Annotated in this window: 14 protein-coding genes and 1 pseudogene; 9 read left to right on the top strand and 6 right to left on the bottom strand. The window is 69.9% G+C overall.

Annotation, left to right across the window (positions count from 1 at the left end):
• On the bottom strand, nucleotides 1-182 hold a 182-nt coding region (locus tag Vau01_RS62200), incomplete at its 3' end, for a hypothetical protein (protein WP_204014865.1).
• Nucleotides 183-355: 173 nt separating this feature from the next.
• On the opposite strand from Vau01_RS62200, the gene Vau01_RS62195 reads away from it, so the two are divergent.
• The 5 genes from Vau01_RS62195 (at nucleotide 356) to Vau01_RS62175 (ending at nucleotide 4,038) form a co-directional block, all read left to right on the top strand.
• On the top strand, nucleotides 356-634 hold the full coding sequence (locus Vau01_RS62195) for a DUF308 domain-containing protein (protein ID WP_204014862.1): 279 nt from the start codon (nucleotides 356-358) through the stop codon (nucleotides 632-634).
• A gap of 22 nt (nucleotides 635-656) precedes the next feature.
• Nucleotides 657-1,826, top strand: coding sequence for a low temperature requirement protein A (locus tag Vau01_RS62190; RefSeq protein ID WP_204014859.1), 1,170 nt, complete (start codon nucleotides 657-659; stop codon nucleotides 1,824-1,826).
• Between the two features lie 546 nt (nucleotides 1,827-2,372).
• A complete protein-coding gene (locus Vau01_RS62185; RefSeq protein ID WP_204014857.1) occupies nucleotides 2,373-2,525 on the top strand; it encodes a DUF1269 domain-containing protein in 153 nt (50 codons plus the stop codon).
• A gap of 10 nt (nucleotides 2,526-2,535) precedes the next feature.
• The gene (locus Vau01_RS62180) at nucleotides 2,536-3,120 is read left to right on the top strand and encodes a hypothetical protein (protein ID WP_204014855.1); all 585 of its coding nucleotides are present in this window, start codon (nucleotides 2,536-2,538) and stop codon (nucleotides 3,118-3,120) included.
• A 240-nt stretch (nucleotides 3,121-3,360) separates the two neighbouring features.
• The gene (locus tag Vau01_RS62175; RefSeq protein ID WP_204014853.1) at nucleotides 3,361-4,038 is read left to right on the top strand and encodes a BON domain-containing protein; all 678 of its coding nucleotides are present in this window, start codon (nucleotides 3,361-3,363) and stop codon (nucleotides 4,036-4,038) included.
• Nucleotides 4,039-4,246: 208 nt separating this feature from the next.
• Here Vau01_RS62175 and Vau01_RS62170 read toward each other — a convergent pair whose 3' ends face one another.
• Together Vau01_RS62170 and Vau01_RS62165 are read right to left on the bottom strand one after the other, a co-directional pair.
• Nucleotides 4,247-5,452, bottom strand: a complete 1,206-nt coding sequence (locus Vau01_RS62170; RefSeq protein WP_204014851.1) for a sensor histidine kinase — start codon at nucleotides 5,450-5,452, stop codon at nucleotides 4,247-4,249.
• A complete protein-coding gene (locus tag Vau01_RS62165) occupies nucleotides 5,449-6,099 on the bottom strand; it encodes a response regulator transcription factor (protein WP_204014849.1) in 651 nt (216 codons plus the stop codon). The genes Vau01_RS62170 and Vau01_RS62165 overlap by 4 nt, the downstream gene beginning before the upstream one ends.
• A 121-nt stretch (nucleotides 6,100-6,220) precedes the next feature.
• Between Vau01_RS62165 and Vau01_RS62160 the strand changes: the two genes are divergently transcribed.
• From Vau01_RS62160 to Vau01_RS62145, 4 genes are all read left to right on the top strand, one after another.
• Nucleotides 6,221-6,745 carry a hypothetical protein gene (locus Vau01_RS62160; protein ID WP_204014847.1) on the top strand — a complete coding sequence of 175 codons (525 nt, stop codon included), beginning with the start codon at nucleotides 6,221-6,223 and terminating at the stop codon, nucleotides 6,743-6,745.
• A 179-nt stretch (nucleotides 6,746-6,924) separates the two neighbouring features.
• Nucleotides 6,925-7,845, top strand: a complete 921-nt coding sequence (locus tag Vau01_RS62155) for a peptidoglycan-binding protein (RefSeq protein ID WP_239153114.1) — start codon at nucleotides 6,925-6,927, stop codon at nucleotides 7,843-7,845.
• Nucleotides 7,842-8,528, top strand: coding sequence for an ABC transporter ATP-binding protein (locus Vau01_RS62150; RefSeq protein ID WP_204014845.1), 687 nt, complete (start codon nucleotides 7,842-7,844; stop codon nucleotides 8,526-8,528). The genes Vau01_RS62155 and Vau01_RS62150 overlap by 4 nt, the downstream gene beginning before the upstream one ends.
• Nucleotides 8,528-9,742 (top strand): ABC transporter permease, encoded by a 1,215-nt coding sequence (locus tag Vau01_RS62145; RefSeq protein WP_204014843.1) that lies wholly within the window; start codon nucleotides 8,528-8,530, stop codon nucleotides 9,740-9,742. Before Vau01_RS62150 ends, Vau01_RS62145 begins: the two co-directional genes overlap by 1 nt.
• A gap of 566 nt (nucleotides 9,743-10,308) precedes the next feature.
• Here Vau01_RS62145 and Vau01_RS64430 read toward each other — a convergent pair.
• From Vau01_RS64430 to Vau01_RS62135, 3 genes and pseudogenes are all read right to left on the bottom strand, one after another.
• Nucleotides 10,309-10,764 (bottom strand): TspO/MBR family protein, encoded by a 456-nt coding sequence (locus tag Vau01_RS64430; protein ID WP_239153112.1) that lies wholly within the window; start codon nucleotides 10,762-10,764, stop codon nucleotides 10,309-10,311.
• Nucleotides 10,765-11,092: 328 nt separating this feature from the next.
• Nucleotides 11,093-11,317: pseudogene (locus Vau01_RS65645) on the bottom strand (tetratricopeptide repeat protein); the annotation flags it as partial.
• A 108-nt stretch (nucleotides 11,318-11,425) separates the two neighbouring features.
• Nucleotides 11,426-13,668, bottom strand: a 2,243-nt coding sequence (locus Vau01_RS62135; RefSeq protein ID WP_204014837.1) for an ATP-binding protein, incomplete at its 5' end; no start/stop codon positions are given.

Raw genomic sequence — 13,668 nt, 5'->3', positions numbered from 1 at the left:
AAGCACTCCGTCAGGGCCTGTACATCCCACGCCTGCTCGTAGCGCACGACCGGCAGCACCGGCACTGATCGAACCCCGACGCGGCGATCAGGGTGCACGCCAACGGGCTGGACGTCGTTCAGGTGAGGACCCGCCTGCTGATGAATGTCCTCATCGGTGACGGTGCGCGTTGCGATGGCCATGGTGCCAGGCTTACCCACAACGGGTAGCCGGCGGCTCCGGGCCGCCGGATTGGTAGATGTGCCAATCGACACCCTTGGCGGCTGCTGGTGCTCTGATCCATGACCACCTCGCCAGGTTCGGACAACCTGCCGATCGGCAGCGGTCCAGACGTGACGTCGGAAAGGAAACCATCATGTTAGAGACAAAGAGCCGTCACTGGTGGGCGGTGGGCAGCCGCGCCGGGCTCTTCGCCCGCGGTATCGCCAGCATCCTGACCGGCGCGTTGTCCGTGCTGTTCGGCGTTCTGCTGATCGTCTGGCCGGCCGCCGGAGTCCTGACCCTGGTCGTGCTGATCGGTATCGCTGCCATCGCCTTCGGCATCACGCTGCCGATGCTCGGCCTGCGTCTGCGCCGGAAGCGGCGCCACGGTCCGGCAGCGGCCGGGCACCACCATCGACCCGTCACCGCCTGATTGCGAACGGCTGGGACGGGACGTGCAATCGGCCACCGCCGAACCCGCCATGGAGCCGCCGCAGCGTCCTGCGGACGACCGTGCGGTCGGCGCCCTGGAACTGTTCTTCGACCTGGTCTTCGTCTACTCGATGTCGCAGGTAACGCACCTGATCGAGGAACACCTCTCGTGGGCCGGGTTCGGTCACGGTGTCCTGGCACTGGTGGCGATCTGGTGGGCGTGGGTCTGCTACGCCTGGCTGACTAACACCTCGGCGGAGTCGGGCAACCTGGCACGGACGCTGATCTTCCTCGCCATGTCCGCGATGCTGGTCGCGTCAAGTTCCCTGGTTGAGGCGTTCGGGGACGAGGCAATGATGTTCGCGCTGGCGCTCCTCACGGTGCGCCTGCTACACGTCGTGTTGCTGATCTACTCGGCGCGCAGCGACACGCGACGGCGACGCACCTTCCTGCGACTGCTGCCGACCCTGCTCATCGGCCCGGGAATCGTCGTGCTCGCCGCAACCCAGGAATCGCCCGTGCGGGAGGTGCTGTGGCTCTGTGCGGTGCTCGTGGACTTCGGCGGCCCGGCCCTGTTCGGCATGGGTGGCTTGCACGTGCGGCCTGGCCACTTCGTCGAACGCCACGGCTCGATCGTCATCATCGCGCTCGGCGAATCCATCTTCCAGATGGGCCGGGCGGCCAACGGCGACCTGCCCAGGGCCGACGTCCTGGTCGCCGTGGTGCTCGGTGTTCTCGTCTCGGCTGCGATGTGGTGGGCGTACTTCGGGCTGAAGCACGGTGCGGCGGCACGGCTGCGCCGGGCTCGTGCACCCGAGCGGGCCCGGCTCGCCCGGGACGCGTACAGCTATCTGCATCTGCCGCTGGTCGCCGGCATCATCTGGTACAGCCTGGGGGTGGGCGAGGCGATCGCCCATCCCGACGAACCGCTGCAACCGTTGTTGGGGTTGGCCCTCTGCGGCGGCGCCGCACTGTTCTACGCCGGTGAGGTGCTGTATCGATGGCGTGACCACAATGAGATCGCCACCGACCGCCTGGTCACCTCCGTCGTCCTGATCGCGCTCATCCCGATGGCGCAGGCCGTGCCCGCCCTGACCATCCTGGTCGCCGTCACGGCGGTCAGCGTCGCGTTCGTGGGATGGGAAGTATGGCGGCAGCCGGAGATCGGCGGCGCACGCCCGCAGCCAGACTGATCGGGCCGGGCCGCGGTCGCCCGTCGGGAATCTTCGGTGGAGCCGCGGCCGGGTCTCGTAGCCATCGGGGTATCGAGTGCGACGTCGTAGCGCCGCGGCTCAGGTCCTGCATGAAGGCCGTTCTATCGAAGGCGGCCTGCGGCGCGGCCGCTTCTGGAACTGATTCGGTGGCTTGACGGCTCGCACGTCGGCGACGGTGATCGTCGCGACGGTCCTGGAGCCCAGAATGTTGCGTGTCGCAGTGAGTGGCTGATCGACCGGGACGGTGGCCGCCGCGGCCTTGCTGCGGCCGGCGTGGGCCGGAATCGGCAGGACTGCCAATCGACACCCCGCGCCGAGCGGCGTAAATCTTGACGCAGAGCGCGGTTCAGTGCTCGCTGCGGCCGGAGCTTCCTCGCCGCGCGGGTCGGCGCAGCGGACCGGACGAGCCCAGACGCGGCAGATCCGGTCATCATCCGCTGCCCCGACGAGAGCAGGGCCGAAACGGCAGCTGCGGAGGTCAGCAGGCAGCCGGAGACCTGATGATCGAGTCGGAGGCAGTAGTGGATGAGACTCAGCAGCCAGCTCGAGCAGCCGGTACAAGACCGGGTCAAGCCCGGCACGTCCGCCCTGTTCATGATCGTGAACAAGGCGCCGTCGGACAAGACGATGGCAGCGTTGAGCAGGTGCGGCACGCCGCACTGCGGATCAACGCGGTAGGCGACCGACGATGACCGCTGCCAACCTCGACCGGAAACTGCTCGACGCGTTCACGTCCGGCAAGCTCGATCATTCAGGCGAGGCAGCGCTCGCGGAGCAGGTGGCCCGGCTGCTGCCCACGCACTGGATGCTGCCCAACTCAGCCGCCGCGGCACTTTCCAAGCTCACAAAACACCTCGACGGTCCGGCCGCCCTGGAGGCGTGGCTCGACGGCCATCCAGGGCGCCCCCGGCTGGTCGCGCGGACGTACCGTCTCATCCGGCTGCTCGACCGGCTCAGCAACCGTCGCGCGGTCGTGACCGCGCTGGCGGAGATGCGAGCGGAGTCCGGGGATCCTCCCCCGCTCCGGGGCTACCTCATGCCGGCCACCACCGCTGAAACGCTGGCGAGCCTTGCCCAGCAGATCGAATCGATGCTCGCCGACAGGCCTGTCGAGGACGTGCTGCAGTTGGCGCTGGCGACCGTCGACCTGCTGCAGCGGCTGGCGCCGCGACTGCGGGAGCCGGATCCGGACCTGAGCGGTCTCGACGACGAGGTGGCGGAGATCCGCCGCAGCCTGGCAGAAACGTCCATACAGGAGATCGCCGGCCGGTAATGACCACCGGAGGGTTCTCCACATTCAAAAGTCACCAAGTGGGCCACTGAGCAGTAGCTGCTCGATGCGCCCTTCCACGACGTACTCGGCCGGCTTCTCCTGGGGCGCAGGCGCGCTTCTCCCTCGCTGCGGGTGAGCCGGAGTCATCCGGTCCGGGCCGAGGGTCGAAACGGGCCCTCGCCCGACCACGGCGCGAGCAGGCCGCCACGGCCGACGAACGAGAGATCTTGGAGGACCGGCATGGCCAGCACGGTAACCACCCAGACCGATGAGGACATCCAGCGTGAGGTGCTGCGCGAGCTGAAGTGGGACGCCGAGGTCGCGCCGAACGAGATCGGGGTGGCCGTGAGGAACGGGGTGACGACGCTGACCGGCTGGGTGGACACGTTCAGCAAGAAGTCGGCCGCAGAACGCGCGGCACTTCGTATCCGCGGGGTCAAGGCCGTCGCCAACGACATCGAGGTACGCCTGGCGCCCAGCCACGAGCAGACCGACGTCGACCTCGCCCGATCCGTCGTGCGGGTGCTCGAGATGGACTCGCTCGTACCCCATGAAATGGTGAAGGTATCGGTGTCCGACGGCTGGGTCACCCTGCGCGGCGAGCTGGACTGGGACTACCAGCGGCGGGAGGCGGAACGGGTCGTCCGGAACCTCACCGGCGTCAAGGGGATCAGCAACCTCATCACTGTGCGGCCGCGTACCGGCCCGTCGCCCGATGAACTCAAGAAGAAGATCGAGGACGCGCTGGTACGCACGGCCGAAACGGACGCGGAACGGATCCACGTCACCACCCAAGACGGCAAGGTGATCCTGGCCGGGAGCGTAGGGTCGTGGGCGGAGCGCCGCGAGGCCGAGCGTGTCGCCTGGTCGGCGCCCGGTGTCACCGAGGTGGAGAACCTGATCATCATCAACCGGTGAACCACGGCGGCTGAACGTGCCGCTCAGGTCAGGCTATGTCGGGCGCCAGCCTCACCCAAGGGGAAGAGAGCCGACGGCTCGCGGAACTGACGATCGAGCAGGTATATGCACCGTCGCGCCGATCGCGGTGATGATCTTTCGTGCGACCGTCCAGTCGGCACGTCCCGGCATCGAGACTGATGTTCGGCTGGCTCCTCGGCGAGCCAACTCACGATCCTGTCAGCCGGCGAGGAGCATCGCCCTCCCGTGCCGGCAGAGTGACGGTGACCGACAGCCCGCCCTCGGCGATCGGAGTGGCTGACACCCGGCCACCGTGGGCGCGCACTATCGATCTGACGATGGCCAGTCCCAGACCGCTGGACCGGGCTCCCGCGGTGCGGCCGGCCGCCATCTGCTGAAACGGCTCGAACAGCCGGTCGACGTCCCCGGCCGGGATCGGGTCACCGCTGTTGCTGACGCTGACGATCGCCTCGTCGCCGTCGCGACCGGTGCGCACGCCGACCCAGCCGCCTCGCCGGTTGTGCCGCACCGCGTTGTTCACCAGGTTGCTCATCAGGCGGTCGAGCAGGGCGGGGTCGCCGAAGACCGGACCGGGGCGCAGATCGGCGGTGACGGCAAGGGCGGCGTGCTCCGCCTCGTCGTCGGCCTCGGCCAACGCGGTAGACGCGGCGATCGCCAGGTCGTGCGGCTCGCCAGCGATGACTCCGCTGTCGCTGCGGGCGAGCGCCAGCAGGCCGTCCAGTAGCCGCTCGGCGCGGCCGGTCGCGGTCAGCGTGCGGCCGGCCATGGCCTCCCACTGGGCGATCGTGGTCTGCCGCTTCGCCAACAGCACCTCGGCGCTGGTACGCACGATGGCCAACGGCGTCCGCAGCTCGTGTGACGCGTGTGCCACGAACCGGCGCTGGCTGTTGAAGGAGGCTTCGAGCCTGGCCACCATCTCGTCGAAGGTGTCGGCGAGCTCTTTGAGCTCGTCGCGCGGCCCGGCCAGGGCGATGCGCTCGTGCAGCCGGTCCTGGGAGATCCGCCGGGTGGCGGCGGTGAGTGTCTGCAACGGCCGCAACACGCGGCCGGCGACGACCCAGGACACGCCGAGCCCCAGAACGGCGGTGAGGGCCAGCGCCGCCGCGGACGTCGTACCGGCGCTGAGCACCGCGGCGGTGCGCAACTCCGCCATTCCTGCCAACTTGTTCTCGTATGCCCTGCGGTCCTGCTCGTTCTCGAACACCCTGCGCCCGTCAGCTGTCGTCCGCTCGTTGGGGCCCGGGTCCGGATCGGTGTACAGGCGCCGGAACAGCAGCGCGTAGTTGAGCGCCAGCAGGGCGATGCAGGTCGCCAGGAGGACGACCGTGTAGGTGAGGGCCAGCCGGAGCCGGATCGACGGCTGGGGGCGGAGGTGGGCGAGGGGTGCCCTCACAGCCGGTACCCCGCTCCGACCACTGTCTCTATCAGCGGCGGATCGCCGAGCTTTCGGCGTAGCCGGGCGATGGTGACGCGCACGGTCGCGGTGAACGGATCGGCGTGCTCGTCCCACGCCCGTTCCAGCAGGTCCTCGGCGCTGACCACGGCGCCGTCGGCTCCCATCAGGATCTCCAATACCGCCAGCTCCTTGGTGGTCAGCGGGGTGATACGGCCGTCCCGGGTGACGACGCGTCGCGCGGTGTCGAAGGTGAGCCCGGCCCGCCGGAGGACGCGAGGGGCGTTGTTGGCCCTTCGTGCGAGGGCGCGGAGCCGTAGCACCAGCTCGTCGAAGACGAACGGCTTGGGCAGGTAGTCGTCGGCTCCGAGGATCAGGCCGCCGACCCGGTCCGCCGCCTCCCCGGCCGCCGTGAGCATGAGGATCCGGATGCCGGACTGGCCCGCTGTCAGCGCCGTGCAAACCTGGTCGCCGTGCAGGACAGGCAGGTCACGGTCGAGCACGACGACGTCGTACCGGTTCGTTTCGGCCTTGTGCAGACCATCCAGGCCGTCGACGGCTAGGTCGACCGCGAAGCCCCGGTCGCGCAGCCCGTCGGCGACCTGCTCGGCAAGAAGCACCTCATCCTCGATCAGCAGCACGCGCACCGCGGTTCCTCCTCGCGTACCAGTCTCCGCGACCGCGGGTTACACCGGTGTTACGCCGGCTGTGACGGTGTCGTTGCCGGTCCCTTGCTCCACTGGGCCCATCGAACCAGGGGAGAATGCGATGAGAAGGAGTTTCCCGGTCGGGTGGCTGCTACCGATAGTGCTGATCGTGGCGGTCGGCTGCTCGAAACCGGACGACGGTAAGGATGTGGCCTCGGTGAACGGCTCCGCCGCCCCGAGGGCGAGCGGCTCCGCGCCGAGCCTCACCTCCCAGGAGCGCGATCTCAAGTACGCGCAATGCATGCGGCAGAACGGCGTGCAGATGAGTGATCCGATAGTCAGCGGCAACGACGTTACCTTCCGGGTCGAGGGGGAGCCCGACCGGGAGACCTTCGCCAAAGCGACCGAGGCGTGCAAGCAGTACCAGAACAAGGGCGGCGACGGCGGCCCCATGCCGGCGGTCAAGATCGAGGCTTCGCGCTGGCTGGCCAAGTGTATGCGGGACAAGGGTGTGGAGAGCTTCCCCGACCCCGACGCCGACGGCGGCTTCTCGACGGACAAGTCCGTCGAGGACGACCCGCAGTTCGCCGATGCCAAGAAGTTCTGCGATGCGGAGTTCGCGAAGAAGTACCGGTCGGGCCCGTGAGCGACACGACGGGAAAGAACCGGCGCCCGCGCTCCCGGCGTCGGCGTGGCAGGACGGCCGCGGCAGCCGCCGTGGTCGTGGTCGTGGTCGGCGCGGCAGCAGCGACCGCGGTCGGTTTCGATGGCAACGGCAGATCGGGGACGCCGGCGGCGTCGAGCCTTCCGCCTGCTACCGCCCCGGTGACCAGGCAGACGATGCTCGACACCGAGCAGGTCCTGGGTGACCTGGGCTACGGCGCCCCGACCACGCTGGCCGGCCGGATCGGGGGCGTCATCACGAGGATGCCCCTGGCCGCTGACGTCATCAGCCGGGGTCAGGTGATCTACCGGGTGGACAACGCACCGGTCGTGCTGATGTACGGCGAGATCGCCGCGTACCGGGCACTCGGCCCCGGCGCCGTCGGCGCGGACGTTCGGCAGCTCGAGGGCAACCTGCTGGCCCTCGGCTACGCCGGGATCACGGTGGACGACAGGTACACGGCAGCCACCGCGACGGCGGTGCGCACATGGCAGAAGAATCTCGGGCTGCCGCAGACCGGCCAGGTGGAGCAGGGGCGGGTGCTTTTCGCCCCGGGCGCGATCCGGGTCGACAGCCTCACAGCCGGGGTCAACCAGTCCACCGGCGAGGGGGAGGAGGTGCTGAAGTACACCGCCACCACCCATCAGGTGACGGTCCGGCTCGATGTGTCCAAGCAGCGTCTGGCCCGCCGGGAGGTCGCTGTGCAGATCCAGTTGCCCGACGGCAAGCGGGTCGCCGGTCGCGTCGAGCGAGTGTCCTCGATCATCCAGCCCGCGCAGAGCCCGGAGGGCACAGCGCAGACGAAGATCGAGGCCGTCGTGTCGCTGAGCGACCCGGCGGCGAGCGCCGGGATCGAGGCGGCCGTGGTCAACGTTGTCTTCACCGCCGCCGAGCGCAAGGACGTGCTCACCGTCCCGGTCGCGGCGCTGGTTGCGCTGGCCGAGGGAGGCTACGGCGTAGAGGTCGTCGACGGATCGGCAAGCCACTACGTGCGGGTGGAGACGGGCCTGTTCGCCGGCGGACGGGTCGAGGTCAGCGGCGACGGGCTGGCCGAGGGCGCAATCGTGGTGGTGCCGGGATGATCGAGCTGACGGACGTCACCAAGGTCTATCCTGGCGGGGTACGCGCACTCGTGGGGGTCACCCTGAGCGTCGGCGCCGGCGAACTGGTCGCCGTTGTCGGCCCGTCCGGCTCGGGCAAGTCGACCGTGCTGCACATCCTGGGTACCCTCGACCGGCCCACCACCGGACGGGTGGTGGTCGACGGCCACGACGTGTCGCGGCTGTCCGACCGGCAGTTGTCGGCGCTGCGGGCGGGCCGGATCGGCTTCGTGTTCCAGCAGTTCCACCTCGCCGCCGGCGTATCGGCGCTGGATAACGTGGCCGACGGCCTGCTCTACGCCGGGGTCGGCCTCGCCGGGCGGCGGCGTCGTGCGAAGGCGACGTTGGAGCGGGTCGGCCTCGGGCACCGGCTCGATCACGAGCCGCATGAGCTGTCGGGCGGGGAGAAGCAGCGGGTGGCGATCGCCCGTGCGGTGGTCGGCGAGCCGGCGCTGCTGCTCGCCGACGAGCCGACCGGTAACCTCGACTCCGTCTCGGGTCAGGGCGTCATGGCGGTGCTGCGGGAGTTGCACGCCGCCGGCACGACGGTTGTGGTCATCACGCACGACCGGGAGATCGCCGCCGGGCTCGACCGGCAGATCCTCATGCACGACGGTCAGGCGGTCGGCGAGGGCGCGGCCACGTCACCGGGGACGGGCCCGTGATGACGACGCGCCCGGTCCGCCGCCTCTCGCCCGCCCGCATGCGGATCGCCGACGTCGCCCGCGTCGGCGCGGCCGGCCTGCGCACCCGTCCCGCCCGGGCGCTGCTGTCGGCCCTCGGCATCGCCATCGGCATCGCCGCGATGATCGCCGTGGTGGGCGTCTCGTCTTCCTCCAACGCGGAGCTGGACCGCCGACTCGCCGCTCTCGGCACCAACCTGCTCACCGTCACCCCGGGACAGACCATGCGCGGCCAGACCGCGAAGCTGCCGGCCGAGGCGGAGGCGATGATCGGACGCATCGGCCCGGTCACCGCCACGTCGGCTGTCGGGGCGATAGGCAACATCAGCGTGTACCGCTCGGACAAGATCCCCAAAGTCGAGTCCAACGGGCTGTCCGCGTACGCGGTGCGGTTGGGCCTGCCGCAGACCGTCGGCGCAACCGTTCGCAGCGGCACGTGGTTGAACGGCATCACCAGCAGGTATCCCGCGGTGGTCCTCGGCGCTGCCACGGCAGAGCGGCTCGGTATCGGCCGGCTCGACACGCAGACGGAGATCCTGGTCGGCGGCGAACGGTTCGCCGTAGTGGGCGTGCTCCATCCGGTCGCGCTCGCACCGGAGCTGAATACGGCTGTACTCATGGGCTGGGAGATCGCCACGGAGCTGTTCGGCTTCGATGGCCGGGCGAGCATCGTCTACACCCGGTCGCGGGACAGCCAGGTCGAGGCGGTTCGTGCCGTCCTTGCCGCGACGGCCAATCCGCAGGCGCCGGGAGAAGTCAACGTGTCCCTGCCCTCGCAGGCACTGGCCGCACAGCAGGCGGCCGAAGCGACCCTCAGCAGTATGCTGCTCGGGCTTGGTGCGGTGGCGCTGCTGGTCGGTGGCATCGGCGTGGCCAACACGATGGTCATCTCGGTGCTGGAGCGTCGGCCCGAGATCGGGCTGCGCCGTTCGCTCGGCGCCACCCGGGGCCAGATCCGGCTCCAGTTTCTGGCCGAGTCGCTGCTGCTGTCGACGCTCGGCGGCGTGGGCGGCGTGCTGCTCGGAGTGGCGGTCACCACCGGGTACGCCACCTATCAGGCCTGGCCGTCCGTCGTGCCCGCGTGGGCGACGGCGGGCGGGGTCCTCGCGACCCTGCTCATCGGCAGCACGGCCGGGCTCTATCCGGCGATCCGGGCGGCCCTCCTGGCTCCGACCGAGGCTCTGGCCACGCCCTGATCGCGGTCTGCCGGGACCGGTCACCCGGTCCCGGCAAGAGGCGTCCCAGTCCTCCCGAAAGAGGTCGGTGGTGGATCTCATGGCTCCGCTGGCTGCCCTGACCGGTGTTGTGATCGGTGCCGTGCTCTCGTATCTGTTCTCTTACCTGGGTGAGCGGCGCCGGGAGGAATGGGCGCGCCCGGGCCGGCCCGGTTCGCGTTTCCGGCTGGACTCGGATCGCGGACCGGGTAGCCGCATTGCCACCGCAGTCGACGGTGGCGCCGAAACTCGCGAATAGAACCAGGCGCCCACACCGGGGTGGCGAACCGGCCCCGGATGTTGAGCACAGCGCCTGCGGTGGCGCTGACGCCGTAGAACAGGATCTGCGGCCCGCACGCCCCACGGAAGATCCATCTGCCATGCCGACCTTCATGGCGCATCAGCGCTCCCCCTCGGGAATCCGATGCCATCGGCGGCTGCTCCTACACCGACCGGTCGCGAAACTCCCGCGCCGAGCGGAACCGGCCACGGCTGCTGCTGCAATAGACCTCGCCACCTCGAAGTGAACTCGGCGGGGCGTTGCCCGCTCAGCGCGGTTTGGTTCGCCAGAGTGTGAAAGTCCAGGCGACGTCATAGGCCACCCAGGCGAGATACACGGCTACGAGCAGGGCAGACAGGCGATCCTCGCGGACGCTGATGAGCAGCGCGGTGAGCGGTGCGGCGAAGGCCACGATGCCGACGAATCCGCCGAGAGTACTGCGCAGACCGAAGAAGACCGCGTTCCACCCCTCGTTGGCGGCGATGACGATCGCTGCCCAGACGACGCCGGACGTATCGTCACGGTCCAACGCCCGGTACAGCACGGTGGCTATCAGCAGGTAGTACACGATGCCGACGGCGACGAATGCGTGGAACGGCACCAGCCAGCGGGGCCAGCGCAAGCCACGGAACCAGGCCATCGCCGACTTGGGAATCAGCAGGTTCCCGGCCGTCGCCGCCACGACCGCGATGCCACCAGTGATCGCGAACGCAGACCAGTTCATGGCTCTCGTCCGGCCTGGAACCTGTCCAGCTCCGCGCTCGCCGCATCACGTTCCACGTCCAAGATCGGCCCCTCACTCCGCGCATCGTGCGTCGTGCTGTTGGCGGACAGGTTAGTGTCAGCGCCGCTGGACGGGTAAGTGTCAGTGATCGGTGGTGTGCCGGGCCGGCGGTGCCGAAGGTGTGCCGCAGTATGTGGGTGGACGCTTCGTCGTCCAGGCCGGCGCGCTTGAGGATTGCGGCGAATACGGCGCTGCCTCGCGCAGTTCGGGGTGCAACTCGACGTCCCGGGGCCGCGTCGCCGTCGAGGTCGCCGATGCTCCGCAGGATGGCGAGTGCCCGCTCGCACCGTTCGACGGCCTTGTCGTGTTCGTCGAGGCGGGTGTGGCACCAGCCGATCGCGTTCAGCGCCCGGGCGGTTCCCGGCACGTCGCCGGCCTCCTCGTACAGGGTCAGGGCCCCGGTACGCGTGCCCGATCGCGGTCCGATGGTCGTTGCGCCGGTCGACGAGTTCGGTGAGGGCGTGCTGGATGCGCGCGTGGCCGAGCCGGTCACCAGGTCGCCGACAGATTTCCAGCGCCAGCGTCACTGCGCGCCGGTTGACGGTCGGCGTTGGCGTCCGGATCCCGAGGTGAGAGCCAGGGCGGGCCGGGCGCGGATCCGTCAGGGAGGCGTCTCGTCCGCCGTGGTCAGCCTGGCGCGCACGGTCGCCGCGTCGGAGTGTCCGAGGTCGGCGAAGATGCCCAGCGCCGTACGCCAGGCCGTCTGAGCCTGCGTATGCTCGTCCGCGGCAGCGTATGCGTCGCCGAGGTTCTGCAGGGAGACGCCCTCGGTGTAGCGGTCACCGAGTTCGCGGTGCAGTCGTGCGCCCTCGTCGAGGCACTTCACGGCCGTAAAGTGGTCGCCCCACTGGTGGTAGATCTCGCCCATGGTGTCGAGAAGGTCGGCCCTACAGTAGGTGTCGCCGAGGTCGCGGTTTAACTCCAGGCCCCGGGTGCACAAGTCGAATGCGCGATCGAGGTCGCCGGTCTTCCGCAGGTTCCAAGCCATGTTGGACAGCACCTGCGACATTCCCAGCCGGTCCTCCATCTCGTCGAATATCGCGAGTGCCTGCTCGGCCCAACGGAGGGAGTCCTGCGGCCGGTCGTCTCGACCCTCGACCCACGCCATGCTGAGGAGCACCCGGGCGCGTCCGCGCGGATCGTCGACGTGATCGTGCTGGGCCGCCGCCTCGGTGAGGTGGGCGCGAGCGCGGTCGTACTTGTCGAGCCGGGTCCAGGCGAAGGCGAACGCGCGGTTGACGTGTTCGAGGGCGACCGGGTCGGCCAGCCGTCGGGCCGACTCCAATGCCAGCTCCTGGGTGGCGACCCAGTCGGTCAGGTATCCGCGGAACTCGAAGAACCGCCACAGGAGCCAGGCCAGCTGCCAGACGTGCACGTCGAGTTGCGCCGCTGCGGCCCGCCTGATCAGCGCGGTCAGCGCGCGGCGCTCGACCGTGACCCACTCGGCGGCGGCCGTACGGTCGGCGACCTCGACAGGGGTCACGTCCGCGACCGGGGGCGGCAACCGGACCCGGCGCGCGAGCGGGCTCATCAGATGATCCGCCAGTTCCAGGCTGCGCAGATAGTGATCGGTGACGCGGAGCAGCGCGTCGGCCTCCTCCGCCGATCCGCCCTCGGCCCGGGCCAGGGTGGCGGCATAGGCACGCAACAGGTCGTGGAACGCGTACCGGCCCGGCTGGCGCTCGCTGAGCAGGTGCGCCTCCACGAGCTCGGCCAGCGGGGCACCGATCTCGGTCGGGGGCACGCCCAGGAGGCTCGCGGCCGCATGCGCGTCGATATCGGGACCCGGATGCACACCGAGCAGCCGGAAGAGCCGGGCCGTCCGGGGCGGAAGGGCGCGGTACGAGGAAGCGATGACGATCTCGATGTCGCCCGTCCCGCTCGGATTGTCGGGCGTGGGATCCACGGACCCCGTGGTGTCGCGGGCGGCGGCCAGGTTGGTCGCGACGGCCGACAGCGGGAACTCCGGGCGACCGGCGGCATACGCGCCGACGATCGCGATCGCGAGCGGTAGCCGGGCACACAGATCGGTAATCTTTCGGACCGCCGCGGGTTCGGCGGCCGCGCGTCGCGTGCCGACACGTCGGGTGAGCAGTTCGCCGGCCACGGCCTGGGAAAGAACGTCAAGGATGATCTGGTCGGCGCCGACGTTCGCCGCCAGCCTGGTCAGCCGGTTCCGGCTGGTCACCACGGTCATGATCGCCGGGTCGCCGGGAAACAGCGGGCTGACCTGGTCGGCGTCGCGGGCGTTGTCGAGGACGACCAGCATGCGACGGCCGTAGACGAGCGTGCGGTACAGCCCGATCCGTTCCTGCAGGGGATCGGGGACCCGCTCCGGCTCTACTCCGAGCGCGTCGAGGAAACCGCGCACGACGTCGGCCGGGTCCAGCGGCGTCGCGGCCGGGTCGAATCCGCGCAGATTGACGTACAGCTGGCCGTCGGGGAATCGGTCGGCGGCCCGGTGTGCCCACTGGACGGCCAGCGTCGTCTTGCCCACGCCGGCGGTTCCCGAGATCACCACCACCGGAGTGTCCGGGTCGGCGCGGTTCGCCTCCAGCCGGTCCAGCGCGTCCGACCGGCCGACGAATCCGCCTCCTGGCGGCGGCAGGTGAGCCGGTACCGGCGGCCGCGTCGTGACCGCCGCCATGGGTGACCGCTGACGGAGCACATCGAGGCGGGCGGTGGTCAGGTCCGTCCGGGCGGTTGCGGCCGCCGGGCCCGTCCGAGCCGTTCGATCGGGCACAGCCGTGTCGGGCGGGGGTGAATGCGGGGTGACGCGTGCGGCGCCGGTCAGGATGGACCGGTACACGTCCTGCAGTTCCGGGCTCGGGTCGGTGCCCAGTT

The organism is Virgisporangium aurantiacum (assembly GCF_016863635.1).
Classification (GTDB): domain Bacteria; phylum Actinomycetota; class Actinomycetes; order Mycobacteriales; family Micromonosporaceae; genus Virgisporangium; species Virgisporangium aurantiacum.
Note: the sequence above shows the minus strand (reverse complement) of the source record. Positions and strands in the feature narration are given on the sequence as shown.

Coding starts and splice junctions, on each gene's coding strand:
- Vau01_RS62195 (WP_204014862.1), top strand. CDS start 356: ATGTTAGAGACAAAGAGCCGTCACTGGTGGGCGGTGGGCAGCCGCGCC.
- Vau01_RS62185 (WP_204014857.1), top strand. CDS start 2,373: ATGAGACTCAGCAGCCAGCTCGAGCAGCCGGTACAAGACCGGGTCAAG.
- Vau01_RS62180 (WP_204014855.1), top strand. CDS start 2,536: ATGACCGCTGCCAACCTCGACCGGAAACTGCTCGACGCGTTCACGTCC.
- Vau01_RS62175 (WP_204014853.1), top strand. CDS start 3,361: ATGGCCAGCACGGTAACCACCCAGACCGATGAGGACATCCAGCGTGAG.
- Vau01_RS62160 (WP_204014847.1), top strand. CDS start 6,221: ATGAGAAGGAGTTTCCCGGTCGGGTGGCTGCTACCGATAGTGCTGATC.
- Vau01_RS62150 (WP_204014845.1), top strand. CDS start 7,842: ATGATCGAGCTGACGGACGTCACCAAGGTCTATCCTGGCGGGGTACGC.
- Vau01_RS62145 (WP_204014843.1), top strand. CDS start 8,528: ATGACGACGCGCCCGGTCCGCCGCCTCTCGCCCGCCCGCATGCGGATC.
- Vau01_RS64430 (WP_239153112.1), bottom strand. CDS start 10,764: ATGAACTGGTCTGCGTTCGCGATCACTGGTGGCATCGCGGTCGTGGCG.